This is a genomic window from Methylosinus sp. RM1, assembly GCF_011378635.1.
GTDB classification, from domain to species: domain Bacteria; phylum Pseudomonadota; class Alphaproteobacteria; order Rhizobiales; family Beijerinckiaceae; genus Methylosinus; species Methylosinus sporium.
Window position 1 is genome coordinate 119,788 of sequence record NZ_WOVC01000006.1, and the last position, 19,301, is coordinate 139,088.

At 66.1% G+C, this 19,301-nt stretch carries 19 protein-coding genes; 13 read left to right on the forward strand and 6 right to left on the reverse strand.

Going from position 1 to position 19,301, the window contains the following annotated elements:
- Nucleotides 1–52: 52 nt before the first annotated feature.
- On the reverse strand, nucleotides 53–943 hold the full coding sequence (locus FMZ75_RS05950; RefSeq protein WP_166141686.1) for an aldose 1-epimerase family protein: 891 nt from the start codon (nucleotides 941–943) through the stop codon (nucleotides 53–55).
- Nucleotides 944–1,156: 213 nt separating this feature from the next.
- Here FMZ75_RS05950 and FMZ75_RS05955 point away from each other — a divergent pair, with 213 nt between their 5' ends.
- The 6 genes from FMZ75_RS05955 (at nucleotide 1,157) to FMZ75_RS05980 (ending at nucleotide 8,679) form a co-directional block, all read left to right on the forward strand.
- Nucleotides 1,157–2,281: a hypothetical protein gene (locus tag FMZ75_RS05955; RefSeq protein WP_166141687.1), complete on the forward strand. Its 1,125-nt coding sequence runs from the start codon at nucleotides 1,157–1,159 to the stop codon at nucleotides 2,279–2,281.
- Nucleotides 2,282–2,514: 233 nt separating this feature from the next.
- Nucleotides 2,515–4,335, forward strand: a complete 1,821-nt coding sequence (recJ, locus tag FMZ75_RS05960) for a single-stranded-DNA-specific exonuclease RecJ (RefSeq protein WP_207783305.1) — start codon at nucleotides 2,515–2,517, stop codon at nucleotides 4,333–4,335.
- A 272-nt stretch (nucleotides 4,336–4,607) separates the two neighbouring features.
- Nucleotides 4,608–5,561 carry a septal ring lytic transglycosylase RlpA family protein gene (locus FMZ75_RS05965; RefSeq protein ID WP_166141688.1) on the forward strand — a complete coding sequence of 318 codons (954 nt, stop codon included), beginning with the start codon at nucleotides 4,608–4,610 and terminating at the stop codon, nucleotides 5,559–5,561.
- 138 nt (nucleotides 5,562–5,699) lie between these two features.
- Complete coding sequence (locus FMZ75_RS05970; protein ID WP_216280408.1) at nucleotides 5,700–6,890, forward strand: D-alanyl-D-alanine carboxypeptidase family protein; 1,191 nt, start codon at nucleotides 5,700–5,702, stop codon at nucleotides 6,888–6,890.
- The gene (tmk, locus tag FMZ75_RS05975) at nucleotides 6,887–7,606 is read left to right on the forward strand and encodes a dTMP kinase (protein ID WP_166141689.1); all 720 of its coding nucleotides are present in this window, start codon (nucleotides 6,887–6,889) and stop codon (nucleotides 7,604–7,606) included. Before FMZ75_RS05970 ends, tmk begins: the two co-directional genes overlap by 4 nt.
- Entirely contained in the window at nucleotides 7,603–8,679 is a 1,077-nt protein-coding gene (locus FMZ75_RS05980) for a DNA polymerase III subunit delta' (protein WP_166141690.1), read from the forward strand. The genes tmk and FMZ75_RS05980 overlap by 4 nt, the downstream gene beginning before the upstream one ends.
- Nucleotides 8,680–8,749: 70 nt before the next feature.
- Here FMZ75_RS05980 and FMZ75_RS05985 read toward each other — a convergent pair whose 3' ends face one another.
- On the reverse strand, nucleotides 8,750–9,331 hold the full coding sequence (locus FMZ75_RS05985) for a hypothetical protein (RefSeq protein ID WP_166141691.1): 582 nt from the start codon (nucleotides 9,329–9,331) through the stop codon (nucleotides 8,750–8,752).
- 422 nt (nucleotides 9,332–9,753) lie between these two features.
- Between FMZ75_RS05985 and FMZ75_RS05990 the strand changes: the two genes are divergently transcribed.
- From FMZ75_RS05990 to mazG, 7 genes are all read left to right on the forward strand, one after another.
- A complete protein-coding gene (locus FMZ75_RS05990; protein WP_246659979.1) occupies nucleotides 9,754–10,311 on the forward strand; it encodes a DNA-deoxyinosine glycosylase in 558 nt (185 codons plus the stop codon).
- 68 nt (nucleotides 10,312–10,379) lie between these two features.
- Nucleotides 10,380–11,954, forward strand: a complete 1,575-nt coding sequence (gene metG, locus FMZ75_RS05995) for a methionine--tRNA ligase (protein ID WP_255461788.1) — start codon at nucleotides 10,380–10,382, stop codon at nucleotides 11,952–11,954.
- Nucleotides 11,955–11,996: 42 nt separating this feature from the next.
- Entirely contained in the window at nucleotides 11,997–12,482 is a 486-nt protein-coding gene (locus FMZ75_RS06000) for a hypothetical protein (protein WP_166141692.1), read from the forward strand.
- A 13-nt stretch (nucleotides 12,483–12,495) separates the two neighbouring features.
- Nucleotides 12,496–13,296, forward strand: coding sequence for a TatD family hydrolase (locus tag FMZ75_RS06005; RefSeq protein ID WP_166141693.1), 801 nt, complete (start codon nucleotides 12,496–12,498; stop codon nucleotides 13,294–13,296).
- Nucleotides 13,293–14,090 carry an MBL fold metallo-hydrolase gene (locus tag FMZ75_RS06010; protein ID WP_166141694.1) on the forward strand — a complete coding sequence of 266 codons (798 nt, stop codon included), beginning with the start codon at nucleotides 13,293–13,295 and terminating at the stop codon, nucleotides 14,088–14,090. Before FMZ75_RS06005 ends, FMZ75_RS06010 begins: the two co-directional genes overlap by 4 nt.
- A 487-nt stretch (nucleotides 14,091–14,577) precedes the next feature.
- Nucleotides 14,578–15,234 (forward strand): cold-shock protein, encoded by a 657-nt coding sequence (locus tag FMZ75_RS06015; protein ID WP_108917785.1) that lies wholly within the window; start codon nucleotides 14,578–14,580, stop codon nucleotides 15,232–15,234.
- A gap of 297 nt (nucleotides 15,235–15,531) precedes the next feature.
- On the forward strand, nucleotides 15,532–16,350 hold the full coding sequence (gene mazG, locus FMZ75_RS06020; RefSeq protein ID WP_166141695.1) for a nucleoside triphosphate pyrophosphohydrolase: 819 nt from the start codon (nucleotides 15,532–15,534) through the stop codon (nucleotides 16,348–16,350).
- Nucleotides 16,351–16,381: 31 nt separating this feature from the next.
- Here mazG and FMZ75_RS06025 read toward each other — a convergent pair whose 3' ends face one another.
- The 4 genes from FMZ75_RS06025 to hfq all read right to left on the reverse strand — a co-directional run bounded on the left by FMZ75_RS06025 (nucleotide 16,382) and on the right by hfq (nucleotide 19,184).
- On the reverse strand, nucleotides 16,382–17,035 hold the full coding sequence (locus tag FMZ75_RS06025) for a glutathione S-transferase family protein (protein WP_166141696.1): 654 nt from the start codon (nucleotides 17,033–17,035) through the stop codon (nucleotides 16,382–16,384).
- Nucleotides 17,036–17,044: 9 nt separating this feature from the next.
- Nucleotides 17,045–17,371 (reverse strand): multidrug efflux SMR transporter, encoded by a 327-nt coding sequence (locus tag FMZ75_RS06030; RefSeq protein WP_142864242.1) that lies wholly within the window; start codon nucleotides 17,369–17,371, stop codon nucleotides 17,045–17,047.
- Nucleotides 17,372–17,426: 55 nt separating this feature from the next.
- Nucleotides 17,427–18,821 (reverse strand): GTPase HflX, encoded by a 1,395-nt coding sequence (hflX, locus tag FMZ75_RS06035; RefSeq protein WP_207783306.1) that lies wholly within the window; start codon nucleotides 18,819–18,821, stop codon nucleotides 17,427–17,429.
- 93 nt (nucleotides 18,822–18,914) lie between these two features.
- The gene (gene hfq / locus FMZ75_RS06040) at nucleotides 18,915–19,184 is read right to left on the reverse strand and encodes an RNA chaperone Hfq (RefSeq protein WP_018265371.1); all 270 of its coding nucleotides are present in this window, start codon (nucleotides 19,182–19,184) and stop codon (nucleotides 18,915–18,917) included.
- Nucleotides 19,185–19,301: the final 117 nt, after the last annotated feature.

Here is a 19,301-nt window from a genome sequence, read left to right on the forward strand (position 1 = left end):
CCTTTGAGCGCTCAGAATTCGCGCTAGCCTATGGAGATAGAGGAAGCAAGGATTATTCCTCGCGAGGCGGCTCGCCACGCGAGAGGCGAAAGGTCGCGGCGTGGACGGCGCTCTCGCCGGGCGCGAGAATCCGCATCGACGGCTTCTCGTAGAGATCGCCGGAAAAATCCTCCGGGTCGCCATGGCCTGTCCAGGCCTCGATGCAGAGAAATGGCGCCGGCGGCAGCGACCAGAGCGCGATATGAGGAAAATCCTGGAGCTCGATCGCGAGAACGAGCCCGTCGCCATTGTCGTAAAGGAGACGGCGGCTCGCGGCGCCCAGAAAGCACAGCGCCTCTTTCTCGAGGAGCGCCGCCGAGAGCGGCAGCCTCTTTCCGGCGAGCGGAATCGCGCGACGTCGGTCCGAGAACAGCCCGCCCGGCGCGATGACCGGGACCTCGCGGTTTTCCTCCCGATCGAAATGGATGGCGTGCGGGAAGGGGGAGCCGTCGAGCGGCCAGCGGAAGCCCGGATGCAGCCCGCAGGCGTAGGGCAGGGGCCGCGCGTCCCGATTGGCGGCGGCGAGGGAGACGCGCAGCTCGCCCGGGCGCAGCGCGAAATGCGCCTCGAGGCGAAAGGCGAAAGGATAGAGAGAACGCGTGTCCTCGTCCTCCTCGAGGACGAGGCGCGCCTCGTCCGCGCTCCGCTCGAGAAGGGCGAAGCGCTTTCTCCGCGCGAAGCCGTGCAGGCCGAGCGGGAACGTCTCTCCGTCGACCCGCGCACGCCCGTCCCGCGTCCAGCCGACCACAGGAAAGAGCAGCGGCGCGGTCTGCGGCCAAACGGAGGGCTGCGGCGTCCAGATCGCCTCGACGCCGCCCGCGCTCCAGGAGCGGAGCTCGGAGCCGACCAATGAGATTTCGGCGACGTCGAGAGAGCCGGCCGTCAAGCGAATCGTATCCATCATTCGGGGATCGTAGCGAGCCGGGCCGTGGTCTGGGAGCGACTTCCCGGCGTCTTGCGAAATCCGGGGGGACGGCGCATTTTTCGCGTCATGGTTCGCGCGTGCGCGCGATGCAGACGAGCCGGGACATTTCCGGCTCGCCCGCCGCGAGCGGTCACGACGGGCCGTCGCGCTCGAAAGGTTTCCTCGCCTATGTATTTCAGCCGTTCATGGATTATGATCTCCGCGCTCGCGCTCTGCGCGCCGGCCGCCGCCGCGCCCACCCGCGAGCCCGCCTCCGCTCCGCGCCCAGACGGACCGCCGATGCGCGTGACCATCGTGCGCGGCGCCTATCCGGGCTGTGAGCCGAATTGTGAAGAATGGATCGCCGCGGAAGGGCGGATCGGGAAGCAGTCGCCGGCGCTGTTCCGCGCGGCGATCGACGCCGCCGAGCCGCGCAAGCCGCCGATCCTCATTCATTCGGGCGGCGGCGACGTCGATTCCGCCATAGCGATCGGCCGGCTCTTGCGCCAGAAAGGATTCCAGGTCGCGGTCGCGCGCACGGAATTCCTCGCCGAAGCCGCGCCGACGGCCGCCGAACCGGCGCGTGGAAAAATCAAAAAGCCCGAGCCGCCGCGCGCCAGGGGGTTCGCGCGCAGCCTCCAAGCGAGCTGCGCCTCCGCCTGCACGCTGATCCTCGCCGCCGGAACGCGGCGCTACGTCGGGCCGACCGCGCTCGTCGGACTTCATGAGATCGTCGTGCCGGAGACGACGGTCACCCAGACGATGCGCTATTACCGGATCCGCACGCTCACCAAGGGCGGACGCGTGGTCTCGAAAGAAAAAGTCTTCGTCGGCGAGAAGAATTTCGTTCGCCACATCGGCCGCTCGAAACCGACGCCCGAGACCTATCGGCGCGTGCGCCGCTATCTCGCGGAAATGGGCGAGACCAAGGAGGTCGTCGATCTGATGATGACCGCCCCGCCCGAGAGTATGCGCTGGCTGACCCGCGCCGAGCTCGTCTCGACGAAGCTCGCGACCGACGAGCGCGGCGGGGAATCGCTGGTCGCCTATGTCCCTCCGCCGCCGCCACCGCCGAAATTCGCTGTCCGGCCGATCTACGAGACCTTCGTCGCGCTGCAGCGGGAGACGGCCGCCTCTTCTCACGCGCCGCCGTCGTCGCCGCCGTCGCCGCCATCGATCCGGCCGCCGAGCTGGCTCGAGCTCAATCGCGATTGGGCGCTTCCCGCGGGCCTCTCCGGCGGCCTGCTGCTGCTGCTCATCCTATCGAGCCTCTTCAGAACCTTGCGCGGTCCCGAGCCGCAGCGATGGCGCCCGCCCGTCGCGGGCGACGCGCCCTGACGCCGAGGAGCGCGAATGGCGGGAGCGGCGTGGCGCGTGGCGGTCATCGGCAGCGGCGGCCTTTTCATCGGACGACCTCCGCACGGGACATCCCGGCCGATCGCTGAATGGCGAGGAGAGGGACACAGCGGATTTTCGGGGGATCGGCGGGCGCGGCGCGCCTTGTCTCATTGACCGGCCGCATGGCCGCGGCGATGCTCAGCAGACGATTCCCTCTCGTCTCCCGAGTCTCGATGCTGGACAAAATCGCCGGAAACGACCGGCCGCCTTTCCTCGGCGTCGAGCGCTCCGTTTCGGGGCGCGTCTGGCGCGCGCGGCTGCGGCCGCAGGAGGAGGCCCAGGCGAGCGCCATCGCCCAACTCCACGGCCATGGCGATCTTCTCTCCCGCGTGCTGGCCGGGCGGGGGATCACCCAGGAGACAGCGGCGACCTTTCTCGCCCCCACATTGCGCGAACTAATGCCCGATCCGCTCGTCCTGCAGGAAATGGATGCGGCGGTCGAGCGCCTCGCCCGCGCCGTCGAGGCGGGCGAGCAGATCGCCCTGTTCGGCGACTATGACGTCGACGGCGCGGCCTCTTCGGCCCTCTTCGCCGAATTTCTGGAGGCGGCCGGCTGCCCGCGACCCTTCCTGCACATTCCCGACCGCATTCTGGAAGGCTACGGCCCCAACGTCGAAGCGATCGCCGATCTACGGGCGAGGGGGGCGAACCTTCTGGTGACGCTCGACTGCGGCACGACGAGCCACGCCGCCCTCGCCTCGGCCCGCGCGTCGGGTCTCGACGTCATCGTCGTCGACCATCATCAGGCGCCCGAGCTGCTTCCCGAGGCGATCGTCGTCAACCCCAACCGCGCCGACGACCTCTCCGGTCTCGGCCATCTCTGCGCGGCCGGGGTCGCCTTCATGACGTTGGCGGCGCTGGCCCGCGAGCTACGCCGGCGCGGACATTGGACCGACGCCCGGCCGCAGCCCGATCTCCTCGCGGGGCTCGATCTCGTGGCCCTGGCCACGATCGCAGACGTCGCGCGTCTGCACGGCCTCAACCGCGCCTTTGTGGCGAAGGGCCTCGCGGTCATGCGGGGCCGCGCGCGCATCGGCCTTTCGGCGCTGCTGGACGCCGCCCGGGTGGACGGGCCGCCGCGCGCCTATCATCTCGGCTTCGTTCTGGGCCCTCGCATAAACGCCGGCGGACGCATCGGCGACGCGGCGCTGGGGGCGCGGCTGCTGACGCTGCGCGATCCCATCGAGGCGGCTCGCATCGCCGCCGAGCTCGACCGGCTGAATGTCGAGCGGCAGGCGCTGGAGAAGGCCACTCTGGAAGAGGCGGAGGCCGAGGCGGATCGACAAATGATGCGCTCCAACCATCTCTCCTGCCTCGTGGTCGCGGGTGAGGGATGGCATCCGGGCATCGTCGGAATCGTCGCCTCACGGCTCAAGGACAAGTTCAAGATTCCCGCCTTTGTCATTGCGAAGACAGGGGAAGTCTGCTCAGGCTCAGGCAGAGGCTCGAGCGGCGTCGATCTCGGCCGCACGGTGCGTATGGCCGTCGACGAGGGCCTTTTGCAAAAGGGCGGCGGTCACGCGATGGCGGCCGGCGTCACGCTGGCGCGCGATCGAATCGACTCCTTCCGCGCCTTTATGAACGACGCGCTCGAGGATGACGTCGCGCGCGCGCGCGACGTCGATGCGCTGCTCGTCGACGGCGCGCTGACGGCGCGCGGCGCGAGCGTCGATTTCATCCGCGGGCTCGAGCGGGCGGGGCCCTTCGGCGCCGGCAATCCCGAGCCGCTCTTCGTTTTTCCCGACCAGCGCATCGTCGATTCGGCGGTGGTCGGCTCCTCCCATGTGCGGGCGCGGCTGCAATCGGGCGACGGGGCGCGGCTCGACGCCATCGCCTTTCGCGCCGTGGGAACGCCGATCGGCGACGCTCTGCTCGACGGACGCGGTCGGCTTCTGCATGTCGCCGCCCGACTCGGAGCCAATGTGTTTCGCGGCTCCGAGCGCGTGGAGACGCGGATAGCCGATCTCGCCCGGCCGGATCGCGAAACATGGTGAACACCGCGCTACGCCTGGAGATCGCAGGACAATTGCGGCGTCGAACGCCGCATATGCCGCAATTTGGTCGCAATCTGCCTCTCTCATTGCAAAGCTCGAGGATGCGGGAGAGGGAGCGCGCGACGCGTTAACTCTCGAGTAAGTCGGGCGCGAGACATTGAGGCGTGCGGTCGCGCCAATTCGAGGTTTTCGGAGCCCGCCGCCGGCGTCGTTCCGCAGGTCGAGCGTTGGAAGCGAGCCGTCCCCCCATTTCGAGCGAATGCGCGCCTGACATGAGATCGAGACTGCCGGACTTTCGCATTTCCATCGCGCTTCTCGGCCTTTGCGCGCTGGCCGGGTGCTCTTCCGCCCCGCCCGCCGTTCAGAAGGTCGCGCGCGCGCAGATCGACCCGCGCTATGGCGTGGCGCCGAGCCCGCGCGTCGTCGCCGATGGCGAGGAGGTGCCGCGCGGCGGCGGCTATTATATGGTCGGCAAGCCCTATCAGATCGCCGGCAAGACCTATTATCCGAGCGAGAAGGCCTATTCGGCGACCGGCCTCGCCTCCTGGTACGGGTCCGATTTCCACGGACGCAAGACGGCGAATGGCGAAGTGTTCGACAGCGCCTCGATCAGCGCCGCCCATCCCACTCTGCCGCTGCCGAGCTATGCGCGCATCACCAATCTGCGCAATCACCGCTCCATGATCGTGCGCGTCAACGATCGCGGCCCCTATCATGGCGGGCGCGTGATGGATGTGTCGCGGCGAGTCGCCGAGGCGCTGGAATTCTACCGCGTCGGCACGGCGCATGTGAAGGTCGATTATGTCGGCCGCGCCGCACTCGCCGGATCGGACGACGCCAAGCTGCTCGCCACGCTGCGCGAGGACGGCCGGCCGGCGACGCTGCCGGGCGGCGCGCCGATCATGGTCGCGACCAATCTGCGCGAGCCGCCGGCCCGCGTCGCTCGGCTCGAGCGCGCGGAGGAGACGCAGCCGGAGCGCGCGACCCTGTCCCGCGCCGAACCGCGAGAAGAAGAGATCGCCACTCGCGCCGAGGCGATCGACATCGAGAGCCCACGGCGCGCCGAGCCGCGCGCCGTCGAGAAGGAGCCGGTCTCGACCATTCCGACTCCTATTTCTTCCAAAGCCTTGGCCATGGCCAAGAGCGCGCCCTTGCCGCCGTCGCGTCCCTTCGATCTCGGGACCGCTTCCTCGCGCAATGTCCGGCTGAGGCAAGCGCTCAATTAACCTCGATGCCGCGGGCGCCGTCCGAGCGTCGCGCGAGGCCGTTGCTTTCTGCCGCCCGACGCGCCACATTTTAGCGGAACTCATTGCGTGGGGCCGTCGACGCGCTCCGACGGCGTTTCGAACGAAGGCGAAAGACGCGTGCCTGTCTCCCTTCCCAAATCCCTCATCCGCCTCGGCTTTGTCGCGGCGGCTCTCGCCATCGCGCCGGCGGCGGCCTTGGCTCAAGGCTTCCAGACCAGCGCCCCGCACGCCATTCTCGTCGATGCGGGAACCAGAACAGTGCTGCTCGAAAAGGGCGCCGACGACTATGTGACGCCGGCCTCCACTGTGAAGATCATGACCGCCGAAATCGTGTTCCGCGAGATCGCCGAGGGGCGGCTGAAGCTCGACGACGAATTCTCCGTCTCGGAGCACGCCTGGCGCAGCGGCGGCGCGCCCGCCGGCGGCTCGGCCATGTTCCTCGCGGTCAACAGCCGGCCGCGAGTCGAGGATCTGATCCGCGGTCTCGTGATCGACTCCGGCAATGACGCCGCGATCACGCTCGCCGAGGGCGTCGCGGGATCGGAAGAGGCGTTCGTCGGCCGCATGAACAAGCGCGCCTCCGAACTCGGCCTGACGAAGTCCGTTTTCGGCAATCCATGGGGGAAGGCCGGGCCCGACCAGAAGGTGACGCCGCGCGAGATGGTTCAGCTCTCGGCGCATGTCATCAAGACCTATCCCGACCTCTATCGCTATTTCGGCGAGAAAGAGTTCACCTGGAACAAGATCAAGCAGCAGAACCGCAATCCGCTGCTCACCATGAGCCTCGGCGCGGATGGGCTCAAGACCGGCAATATAGACGATTCCGGATTCGGCATGGTGGGCTCCGCCGTGCAGGACGATCGCCGTCTCATCGTCGCCGTCTATGGGCTGCGCACGGCCAAGGACCGCGCCGAAGAAGCACGCAAGCTGCTGCAATGGGGCTTCCGCAATTTCGAGGAGAAAGCGCTGTTCAAGGCGGGCGAGACCGTCGGCACGGCGCAGGTCTATGGCGGGACGGCCGGGACCGTGCCGCTGACCTCTCCGAACGACATCAAGGTGCTGCTGCAGCGCGGCGGCTCTGAGAAGCTCTCCGGCAAGATCGTCTATGAGGGGCCGCTGATCGCGCCGATCGAGGCGGGGACCAAGGTCGCCAAGCTCGAGGTCCGCCGCGGCTCGACGGTCGTGCTGGAGCAGCCGCTTGAGGCCGCAGAGACCGTCGAAAAAGGTTCGCTGGCGAGCCGCGCCTTCGACGCGGCCTATGAATATGCCGCGGGCGCCATTCACAACAAGCTGTCGAAGAAGCAATGAGCGCAGAGCCGCCGCTCGGCCCGGCGCGTGGGCAGGACAAGGGCCGCCCCGGCAAGTTCATCACGCTCGAGGGCGGCGAGGGGGCCGGCAAGTCGACGCAGATGCGCCGCTTGCAGGAACGCCTCGCGCAAAGGGGCGTGGAGGCGATCGCGACGCGCGAGCCCGGCGGCTCGCCCCATGCCGAAGTGCTGCGCGAGGCGCTGCTCGGCGGCAAGGCGGCTTCGCTCGGCCCGCTCGGCGAGGCGATCTTGTTCTCCGCCGCGCGCATCGATCATCTCGATCGGCTGATCAAGCCGGCGCTGGCCCGCGGCGCCTGGGTCATTTGCGACCGTTTCGCCGATTCGACGCGCGCCTATCAGGGCGCGCGCGGCGGCGTCGATCCCCGGCTGATCGCTCTGCTCGAGCGCGTCGCGCTGATGGGCTCCGTTCCCGATTTGACGGTGATCCTCGATCTGCCGCCCGAGATCGGCCTCGAGCGCGCGCATCGGCGGCGCGCGCCGGACGTGGCGGCGGACCGTTTCGAGCGCGAGGGGCTGGAGTTTCATCGCGGACTGCGCCAAGCCTATCTCGACATAGCCGCGAGCGAGCCCGGCCGCTGCTGCGTCGTCGACGCGCTGGCGCCGGAGCAGGAAGTGGCCGAGGCCATTTGGCATGTCATCGAAGCGCGCTTTTTTCGGCCCGAGATCGTCATTCCGTTGAAGAGCGTGGTGGCGTGAAGCGCGACGTCGAGGCTCCGCCCGAAAGCGATCGTTTCGCCGATCTCCCGCATCCACGCGAGACCTTCGCGCTATTCGGCCACGAAGCCGCCGAGAGCGAGCTGCTCGACGGCTTTCGGCGCGGCAAGCTGCCTCAGGCCATACTCATCGGCGGGCCGGAAGGGATCGGCAAGGCGACGCTGGCCTGGCGCCTCGCGCGCTTTCTGCTCGCCCACCCCGACGCTTCGAGGCCGGAAGCCGCGAGCGCAGAATCGCTCTTCATCGCCGAGGAGGCGAGCGTCAGCCGGCGCATGGCGGCGCTGGCGCTGCCCGATCTTTTTTTGCTGCGGCGCGAGTGGAACGAGAAGACCAAGAAGCATTTCACGGAAATCCGCATCGAGGATGTCCGCAGGCTCATTCATCTCTTCCAGCAGAGTTCGGGCGAAGGCGGCTGGCGCGTCGCCATCGTGGACAGCGTCGACGATCTCAACCGCTCCAGCGCCAATGCGCTGCTCAAGCTGATCGAAGAGCCGCCGGCGCGCTCGCTGTTCCTGCTCGTCGCGCATCAGCCGGGCCGCGTGCTGCCGACCATCCGCTCGCGCTGCCGCAAGCTCAATCTCGCGCCTCTGGCCGAGGCCGACGTCATCGCCGCGATAAGGGCGCTGGGCGCGCCCTGGGCCGAGGCGAAACAGGAGACGCTCGCCGGCGCGGCGGCGGGGGCCGAAGGCTCCGTGCGTGAGGCGCTGCGCCTCTTGGACGGCGACGGGGTCGCCTTCGACACGGCGCTGCGGGCGATGTTCGCACGCCTGCCGCAAGTGGATTGGCTCGCCGTTCATTCGCTCGCCGACCGGCTCGCCGGACGCGACAATGAGCAGGCCTATGAGACCTTCATGAGCGGGCTCTATCGCTTCCTCGATTCCACAGTGCGGACCAAGGCGGGCGAAGGCGCGAGCGCGACGAGCCTCGCCCCTTACGCGCGCGCCTGGGAACGCATAGGCGAAGCGGCGCGCGAGACGGAAGTGTTCAATTTCGATAAGCGCGGGCTCATTCTGCAGGTGTTCGCCGATCTCGAAGAAGCGGCGAAAGGCGCTTGAGGCTTTTCGGCCGACGCGAGCGCCGGCGCGACGCTCGAAGGCGCGTCGAAGCAAAAGCAAGGAGTGATTTTCATCGCAGCATGCCGCTCAACGGAACGGAGCGTATATTCCTGTTCGACTCGATCGATGGACGCAGCTCGACTCGTGGGTCACATTTGCGCTGCGCGTCCATTGCACGGCTCTGAGGCCAGTCAGTCGTCGACAATCCGTTCTTCGAGACTTTGATCTCGGCCGGGTTCTTCAAAATCCAAATGCCCAATTCAGTGAAAGGAAGTCGATAGAGCGACGCCCAGCGCCGTAGCGCTGAGCAGAATCGACGGTTGCGATCGGCGCTGGCCGCTGCAGCGTAATCGCCGGAACTGGTTGTTTCGCCGTGTCCGAAGGCTTCGGATTTAAATCCCGCGAGCAGACCCGCAGGCGCGTTCTCGACATCGAAAGAGGCGGGCGCCTCTATCGCCAACTTGCCCTTTTGGCTGGCGTCGACATTGCGCAAGCTCCAAATGGTCGGGCCTTCTCCGATCAGCAGAACTGCTGCATCGCCAGCGTTCTTCAGATCGAGCGTGATGCGCGGCGTCGGTGAACCGATCGGAGCGGGAGGAGCGTCGATGATAGCGACATGAAGGGCGTGATTATAGCGCGCAGGCTCGGACACAGCGGCGACGGAGGCGCTCAGACGGCCGAGAACTTTCGATAGGCTCAACGCGTCGCCGCCAATTGCAAGATCCGCGGGCGTCGCCGAGGTCGCTACCGCGAGGAGAGCGGGGTCGGGCGCGGACGGGCGCTTTTGCTGCGCGTCCGGGTGATCGATTTCGACGGTCGTCGAGAATGGCGTCGCGACGACCCTTACGCGTGGACGTGGCGCAAGCTGCACGGAAATGCAGCTTACCAGAATGAGGACAGCGGCCGCACCGACGACGACGCGCCCGACGGGGTGGCTCCAAATCGCTGAAAGTGATTGAAACATGCATAAATCCGGATGCTAACGTGTTTTCTCGCCGAAGCTGACGCCGTTCCGGTGTTTGGAGGCGCCTTTAGAATGAAAGCTATAGAGTGATCTCGAGGATGATCGACCATATGACGAAGATGTTACTGAATTCTCTAGCTGAAGCTTGCATCGGGAACGATCTACCGACATCGAAAGGCTTCCCGCCGGTCTCCCGCGCCGACGCGCGCGTGCTGATCCTCGGCTCGCTGCCTGGGCAGGTCTCGCTGGCGCGCGTCCAATATTACGCGCAGCCGCGCAACGCCTTCTGGCCGATCATGGGGCTGCTCTTCGGCGCCGCGCCGGAGCTTCCCTATGAGGAGCGTCTCGCGCGGCTGACCGAGAGGGGCGTCGCTTTGTGGGACGTCTGCGCGCAAGGGCGGCGGCCGGGCAGCCTCGACCAGAAAATCGACACCGCCAGCGTCGTCGTCAATGACATAGCCGGCTTTCTGGTCACGCATCCGCAGACGGCCCTCGTCTGCCTCAATGGCTGCAAGGCGGGCGATCTCTATCGCCGGATGGTCGCGCCGGCGCTCGCTGCATCAGCGCCGCCCAGCATGGTCTTGCCTTCGACCAGCCCGGCCCATGCGGCCATGAGCTTCGATCGCAAGCTCGAACATTGGCGGGCCGCGCTCGCGCAATCGATCTAGTCAGGAATTTTGCTGCGCCGCACGCCTTCCGCTTCCCCGCCGCGGCAAAGCGCGCTAGACCCTTGCCCATGGCTGAACGTCCGACCTTCATGATCACCACCGCCATTCCCTACGCGAATGGCGCCCCGCATATCGGTCATGCATATGAACGCATCGCGACCGACGCTTTCGCGCGCTTCAAGCGGCTCGACGGCTTCGACGTGCTGTTCGTGACCGGAATGGACGAGCACGGCCAGAAGATGCAACGCACCGCCGAGCGCGAGGGGCTGACCCCGCAGCAGCTCGCCGACCGCACCGCCGGCCAGTTCCAGACCATGGGCGAGACGCTGAACGCGCTCGCCGACGATGTCGTGCGCACGACGCAGCCGCGCCACGCCGAGGCGGCGCTCGAGATATGGAAGCGCATGGAGGCGGCGGGCGAAATCTACCTCGCCAAATATTCCGGCTGGTATTCGGTTCGCGACGAGGCCTATTACGACGAGAGCGAGATCAGCGAGGTCGAGGGCAAGAAGCTCGCGCCCACGGGCACGCCGGTCGAATGGGTGGAGGAGGAGAGCTGGTTCTTCAAACTCTCGGCCTATCAGGAGAGACTGCTCGCCCATTATGAGGCGCATCCCGATTTCATCACGCCAGAGAAATACAGAAACGAGATCGTCTCCTTCGTGAAGCGCGGCCTCACCGATCTCTCGATCAGCCGCACCACTTTCGACTGGGGAATTCCCGTGCCGGCGAAGCCGGAGACCAATTCGCCGCATGTGATGTATGTGTGGGTGGACGCGCTCACCAATTACATCACCGCGACCGGCTTTTTGACCGGGGAGGGGGATCGAGCCCGCTTCTGGCCCGCGAACGCCCATGTGATCGGCAAGGACATCACGCGCTTTCACGCGATCTATTGGCCGGCCTTTCTGATGTCGGCCGGCGTTCCGCTGCCCGAGCAGATCGTCGTGCACGGCTTTCTGTTCAGCCGCGGCGAGAAAATGTCGAAATCGGTCGGCAATGTCGTCGATCCGATCGATCTCGCGCAGCGCTATGGCGTCGATCAACTGCGCTATTTCTTTCTGCGCGAGATTCCCTTCGGCCAGGACGGCAATTATTCACATGAGGCGATCGTCAACCGCATCAACGCCGATCTCGCCAATGACCTCGGCAATTTGGCGCAGCGTTCACTGTCGATGATCGCCAAGAATTGCGGCGGCGTCGTCCCGACGCCGGGCGAATTGACCGAGGCCGACCGCGCGCTGCTCGCCGACGCCTCCGCCGCGCTGGGCAAGGCGCGCGAGGCGATGGACGTCTATGCGCCGCATCTGGCGCTGGCGGAGCTGTTTCGCGTCGTCGGCGACGCCAATCGCTATTTCGCCGGCGAGGAGCCCTGGGCGAAGAAGAAGACCGACCCTAAGCGCATGGAGACGATCCTCTATGTGACGGCGGAAGCGCTGCGGCGGCTGGCCATTCCGCTGCAGCCTTTCATTCCGGCCGCGGCCTCGGGCCTGCTCGATCTGCTCGGCGTCGCGCCCGGCGCGCGCGATTTCGTCCATGCGGGCGAAAAGGACGCGCTCACGGCCGGCGCGCCGCTTCCTGCGCCTGCGCCCGTCTTTCCGCGTTATGTGGAGGAGGGTGAGGCGCAAGGCGCCAAAAACTGACGGGAGCAGCAGATGAAACGATCGCGAGCGAGCCTTCTTCGAATGACGGCGACGGTCGCGGCTCTGCTCTGCGCCGGCTCGTCCCTCCATGCCGAAGGCTGGCGCCTTTATCGCAACGCCCGTTTCGGAACGACAGCTGTCGTGCCGAAGGACTGGACGATCGGCGCGCCGCCGGAGAATGACGATGGACGCGTCTTCACCTCGCCGGACCGAAGATCGGAAATCACCGTTTATGGCGGCTATCGTAGCTTTCAAAAGGAACAGGAGATCGCCGATCGGCTCGCGCCCGGCGAGGGCGAGACCGTCACCTATCGCAAGCAGGCCAAGGACTGGCTCGCGGTCTCGGGAACGAAAGGAGACCGCATCTTCTATCGAAAGTCGATACTGTCCTGCCGCGGAGCGATCTGGAATACTGTCTCCATCGAATATCCGGCTTCGGACAAGAAGAAATTCGACGCGCTGGTGACGCGCGTCTCGCATTCGCTGCGCCCGGGACGGGCCGACGAAGCGCCGACCGATTGCCGCTGACGAGGCGAAATAAATGCTCATCGACACACATTGCCATCTCGACTTCCCCGATTTCGCTCCCGAGCAGGAGGAGGTCGTGGCGCGCGCCCGCGCGCAGGGCGTCGCGCGTTTCATCACCATCTCGACCCATGTCGAGAAATTCGCCACGATCGCCGCCATAGCCGAGCGTTACGAGGATGTGTTCTGCACGGTCGGCACACATCCCAACCACGCCCATGAGGAGCGAGAGGCGAGCGCGGCCGAGCTCGTCGCGCTGGCGCGCCACGAGAAATGTGTCGGCATAGGCGAGGCGGGACTCGACTACCACTATGACAAAGCCCCGCGTGAGCTGGCGCATCGCGTTTTCCGCGCCCATATCGCCGCCGCGCGCGAGAGCGGGCTGCCGCTCGTCATTCACTCGCGCGACGCCGACGCCGATTGCGCCGAAATTCTGCGCGAGGAAATGGGGAAGGGGGCTTTCAAGGCCCTGCTCCATTGCTTCACCAGCTCGCGCGCGCTGGCCGAGACGGCTATGGAGCTCGGGCTCTACATCTCCTTTTCCGGCGTGGTGACGTTCAAAAACTCCGGCGAATTGCGCGAGATCGCGCGCGACGTGCCGCTGGAGCGTCTGCTGGTGGAGACCGACGCGCCATTCCTGGCGCCCGTACCGCATCGCGGCAAGCGCAATGAGCCGGCCTATGTCGCCGATACGGCGCGCACGCTCGCCGCGGCCAAGGGCGTCTCCTTCGAGGAGATGGCGGCGCAGACGACGGCCAATGCGCTGGCGCTGTTCTCCAAAATGACGCCGATCGAAACACGGCGAGCCGCCGAATGAGCCTTTCCGTCACAATTTTGGGCTGCGGCTCCTCCGGCGGCGTTCCGCGCGTCGGCCAGGGCTGGGGCGCCTGCGATCCCGCCAATCCGCGGAATCGCCGCCGGCGCTGCTCCATATTGGCGACGCGGACCGCGGGAGACGCGCGGACCAATGTGCTCATCGACACTTCGCCGGATCTGCGCGAGCAATTGATCGACGCGAAGGTCGATCATCTCGACGCAATCCTCTTCACCCATCCGCACGCCGATCACACCCATGGCGTCGACGATGTGCGCGGCCTGGTGCTGGAGAGCGGCCGCCGCATTCCGGCCTATCTGGACGAGCCGACGGCGAAAATGCTGACGGATCGCTTCGACTATATCTTCAAGACGCCGGCGGGCAGCTATTATCCGCCGCTGCTCGACGAGCATCGCATCCATCTCGGGCGAGAAGTGACGGTGGACGGCCCGGGCGGCGCCATCGCGGCCATGCCGTTCCGGCTCGACCATGGCGATATGGACGCGCTCGGCTTTCGCATCGGCGGCCTGGCCTATACGCCAGACCTCAATTCCGTGCCGCAGGAGAGCTTCCGCCATCTCGAAGGGCTCGACGTCTGGATCATCGACGCGCTGCGCCACAAGCGTCACAGCACGCATCTCTCCGTCGGCGAGGCGCTGGAATGGGTCGCTCATTTCAAGCCGCGCCGCGCGATTCTGACCGATCTGCATGTCGATCTCGACTATGACGCGCTGGCCGCGACTCTGCCGGAGAATGTGACGCCGGCCTTCGACGGAATGCAGATCGCTCTGGCCTAGCCGGCGATCCGAAGAGCCGCATTATCCATGACCCGAGCGATCGGCGCTGTGCCGACCGATTTAAGTTCCATAATATCGATTATGCGATTTTTGTTTCGCAAACTCTCCGGATTTCAGGAGCTTGCTCGGCGGAGCCCGCCCCTCGCCTTCGTCGTCTCCTTGCGGCGACGTCATTTGCCGCGCTCGCGCCACTTTTGAGGATTTCGATCAAAGAGTTCATGCGGGCGATTCGTCGCGCGGCGAACAGCGGAGCCGGGATTTTTCGATCTCGCTGGCGAATTCATCTAGCCAGAACCGGCCGCTTCCTGGTAAAAAGGCGATTGCGCGGGACTATATGGCATTCAACTGGCACACTTACGAACGCACCGGAACCGGCTCTCCGCGAGATGCCGGCAGACGCGCGCGTCGTGGCGCATTGCGCTCGGCGAGAGGCCGTGCATGTGGCTATAGCGGTCTTTTGGCGGATGGCGGAGACGAGTACTAAGACATGAGCAGCAAAGGTCGAGACTTCCGGGGACCCAGAAAGCGTGGGTTCGACGACGACCCCCCGTATGGCTATGACAGCCCGCGGCCGAGCCGGCCGCCGCGGTCGCCCTTCGGCGGAGGAGGCGGATTTTCCGATTCGCCGCCCCCGTCTTCGAACGAGCCCGCCGTCGACGCGGTCGTCAAATGGTTCAAGCCCGAGAAAGGCTTCGGCTTCGTCGAGCTGGGCAATGGCACAGGCGACGCCTTCCTGCATGTGGGCGCGGTTCAGGCTGCGGGCTATGAAGCCCTGCCGCCCGGAGCCAAGCTGAAAGTGCAGGTATCGAGCTCCGTCAAGGGCCAGCAGGTCTCGCGCGTGCTCGAGGTCGATCTTTCGACCGCGGCCGCCGAGCGCCCGCGCAGCAGCGGCTTCGACCGTCCGCCACGGCGTCAGGCTCCCGATCCGTCGACGGCCGTGCCGGTCTCCGGCAAGGTCAAATGGTTCGACGAGACCAAGGGCTTCGGCTTCGTGCAGTCGAACGACGGCGGCAAGGACGTCTTCGTCCATATCTCGATCCTCGGTCCCTCCGGCGTCAATCATCTCGCCGAAGGCCAGCCCGTGACGATGCAGGTCGTCGACACGGCCAAGGGTCGCGAAGCGCTGTCGATCACGCTCGACTGAGACGCTGAATCAGCGAGCCGCAAGTCGTTTCTCGGCTTGCGGCGACGCGCGCCTCATGGCTGCGATAATCAAGCCCCTCGGATGCGCAAGTCGGGTCCGAGGCGCTGTCGTTTGCAAGGCGTACTACGGCCCCGGACCCTCGGATCGACTGCGGAGGGCGGTAGACCAAGGGCGCAGTCGAGATCCGGCACTCATGTTAGAGCAAAGCGTCTCGAATTCCTCGCCTTTTTTCCCGCGCCCTGCTGCGTCAAAACAACGCGTCGCTCGCGCTTTCGGGCCGCTTTTCGAGGCGCATCGATGACGCAGGAGCGCATCACGCGCCTTCTCGGCATTATGGCGGCGCTGCGCACGCCCGGGACCGGCTGTCCCTGGGACCTCGAGCAGAACTTCGCCAGCATCGCTCCCTATACGCTCGAAGAAGCCTATGAGGTCGTCGACGCGATCGAGCGCGGCGATCTCGGCGATCTGCGAGACGAACTCGGCGACCTGCTTTTGCAGGTCGTCTTCCACGCCCGGCTGGCCGAGGAGAGCGGCGCTTTCGTCTTCGCGGATGTCGTCGAGGCGATAAGCGACAAGCTCATCCGCCGCCATCCTCATGTGTTCGGCGATCTCTCGGCTGCCTCGGCCGCAGATGTCGCCGTGCAATGGGCGGAAATCAAAGCGCAGGAGAAGAAGGCTCGCGCCGAGCGGCGCGGAATGGAGGAGCCCGCCAGCCTGCTGGACGGCGTTCCGCCCGCCCTGCCCGCTCTGACGCGCGCCGTGAAGCTGCAGGAGAAGGCGAGCAAGATCGGCTTCGATTGGGCCGACGCCCGGCTCGTGCTGGAAAAAATCCGCGAGGAGACGCTGGAAGTCGAAGCGGAGCTCGGCGAAGCCGGCGCGCCGCCCTCGCCCGCCGTGGCCGAAGAAATCGGCGATCTTCTTTTCGCGGTCGCCAATCTGGCGCGCCATGTCGGCGCCGATCCCGAGCAGGCGCTGCGCGGCGCCAACGCCAAATTCGAGCGGCGCTTCGGCTTCATCGAACGCGCGCTGGCGGCAAAGGGAACGAGCCCGCGAGAATCGACGCTCGACGAGATGGAAGCGCTGTGGCAGGCGGCGAAAGCCGCGGAACGGAAATAGGTCCGGCCTCTCGCACGATCATCGCAGCGACTCACTTTTCGAATTTATCGAGCGTCCAAGGTTCCGCGCGTCCGCTTTCCACCCATTCCCGATAGGCCGGCAGAGCCTCGATCGCGCGCATATAATCCTGCGCCTGCGGCGAAACGTCGAGCAGATAGGTCGAGAAGCGGCAGACGACCGGCGCGAACATGGCGTCCGCCGCAGAGAATTCGCCGAACAGAAACGGTCCATGCGCGCCGAAGCGCTCACGCGCATCGCGCCAAGCGGCGTCGATGCGGGCGATGTCGGCCGCCGCCGCCGGACTCGGCGACGCGATCGCGCGCGGGGCCCGGCGGAAATTGGTGGGGTATTCGCCGCGCAGCGCGGTGAAGCCGGAATGCATCTCCGCCGAAAGCGAGCGCGCCAGAGCGCGCGCCGCCGGATCCCGCGGCCAGATCGCGAGATCAGAAAAGCGCTCGGCGATGAATTCGACTATGGCGAGCGATTCCCAGACGAGAATTTCGTCGCAGCGCAGCGCCGGAACCTTTCCCGCGGGCGAAAAGGCGAGGAGCTTTTCTTTCGACTCGGGCCCATAGAGCGGGACGAGGCTTTCCTCGAAAGCAATGTCGAACTGTTTCAGCAGCAGCCAAGCCCGCAGCGACCAGGACGAATAGGCCTTGTTGCCAATGAGCAGATTGAGAGTCATGGAAAATCCTCAATGCGCGGTCTGGGAAAAGAGGCTCAACACGACGACCCCGGCGATGATGAGGCCCATGCCGGCCATTTCGCCGGCGTTGAGCCGCTGATGAAAGGCGAACCAGGCGACGACCGCGATCAGCGCCTGGCCGACGCCGGACCATATCGCATAGGCCACGGCGACCGGAATGCTGCGCAGCGCCAGCGACAGCAGAAAAAAGGACACGCCATAGCCGAGGACGACGATGACCGACGGCAAAGGCTTGGAAAAAGCCTCGCTCGCCTTGAGCGCCGAGGTGCCGACGACTTCGGAGAGAATAGCGACAATCAGATAAATGCGATCCATTGATGCGTTCCGCCGGTTCGAAGGCCTCGGGGCGCGAGGCGCTCCGAGAGGGATTTTAGCGCGCGCGCCGCCTGGATGAAGCTTCCGCCCGCACTTCGGCTTGCGGATAGCGTCGCGTCACCCCGTCGAAACGCTCCGGCGCGACGCGCACCACGAGCCGCGCGCGGCCGTCCGCCAGCGTCTGGCGGTCGAGAACCTCGGTATGGGCGTGCAGCCATGCGATGCCCGCGCCGTCGGCGGGGTCGAGCTCGACCTCGAGCCGAATGCGGCCCTCGGCGAGGCGCGTCTCTATCCGCTCGAGCAGAGCGTCGAGCCCCTCCCCCGTCAGGGCCGAGACGAGCGAGGGACGATCCGCGCTCTTGCGGCCGCGCGCGGCGATGCGCAAAGCTGCGAGCCGATCGTCGTCCAGCGCGTCGATCTTGTTCCACACCTGCAGAATGCGCGTCCCCGCCTCGCCGGACAGGCCGAGTTCGCCGAGAATGGATTCGACGTCGGCAGCCTGCGCCTCCCAATCGGGATGCGAGACGTCCCGCACATGCAGGATCACATCGGCGAGCGTCACTTCTTCGAGCGTGGCGCGGAAGGCCGAGATCAGCATGGTCGGCAGATCGGAAATGAAGCCGACCGTGTCCGAGAGCAGTATCTTGGCGCCATGCGGCAAGCGGATTTGGCGCAAGGTCGGATCGAGCGTCGCGAACAGCATGTCCTCCGCCAGCACGCCGGCTTTGGTCAGGCGGTTGAACAGCGTCGATTTGCCGGCGTTGGTGTAGCCGACCAGCGCGACGACCGGATAGGGAACCTCGCGGCGCTTCTTGCGATGCAGGCCGCGCGTGCGCTTGACCTGATCGAGGTCGCGCTCGATGCGCGCCATGCGCTCCTCGATCAAGCGGCGGTCCGTCTCGATCTGCGTCTCGCCGGGGCCGCCGAGAAAGCCGAAGCCGCCGCGCTGGCGCTCGAGATGGGTCCAGCTGCGCACGAGCCGCGATTTCTGATAGGCGAGATGGGCGAGCTCGACCTGCAGCGCGCCCTCCTTCGTGCGGGCGCGGCGGCCGAAAATCTCGAGGATCAGCCCGGTGCGGTCGATGACCTTGGCGCCGAAGGCTTTCTCGAGATTGCGCTGCTGCACGGGCGAGAGCTGGCAATCCATGGTGACGAGTTCCGCCTCGGCGGCTTTCACCGTCTCGGCGATCTCCTCCACCTTGCCTTTGCCGAGATAGGTGGCGGGCCGCACATCATGCAGCGAGACGCCGATCTCGCCCACAATGTCGAGATCGATCGCCTCGGCGAGGCCGACGGCCTCCGCCAGACGAGCGACCGGATCGCGCTCTGCCCCCTGCCCCGCTCCGCTCTCCGATGGCCGCGCCCGCGTCGAATAGGGACCGACCACGAGCGCTTTCGTGGCCGCGCCGGCCGTCGTCTGATCCTTCGGCGCTGATGTTTTCTCGTTCAACACGACCTCGGCCCGCCGAGCGAGGCGCCTCGCCAGCGTCTTTTGATTTATGCGGGACTCTTCAAAAAAGCGCCGCCCTTTCGCAAATCCCGCTCAGCGATGGCGTTCCGGCGGGCTCTGCTCGCCTTCTTCGCCCGGCTCGAACATATGGATCGGATGGCCGGGCATGATCGTCGAGATCGCATGTTTATAGACGAGCTGGGAGTGCCCGTCGCGTCGCAGCAAGAGGCAGAAATTGTCGAACCAGGTCACAATTCCCTGCAATTTGACGCCATTGACCAGAAAAATCGTGAGCGGAACCTTGTTCTTCCTCACGTAATTCAAAAACGTATCCTGGAGATTCTGCGCGCGTTCGGAGGACATCGGCTATCCTGTTCTGTTTTTCGTTATCGGGGCGATTGTGTCGCTCTTATCGGTCATAGCCATCCGATCGCATATTAGAGCCCGCGCCGGCGCGATGCGCAAGGCGCAAACCCTTCC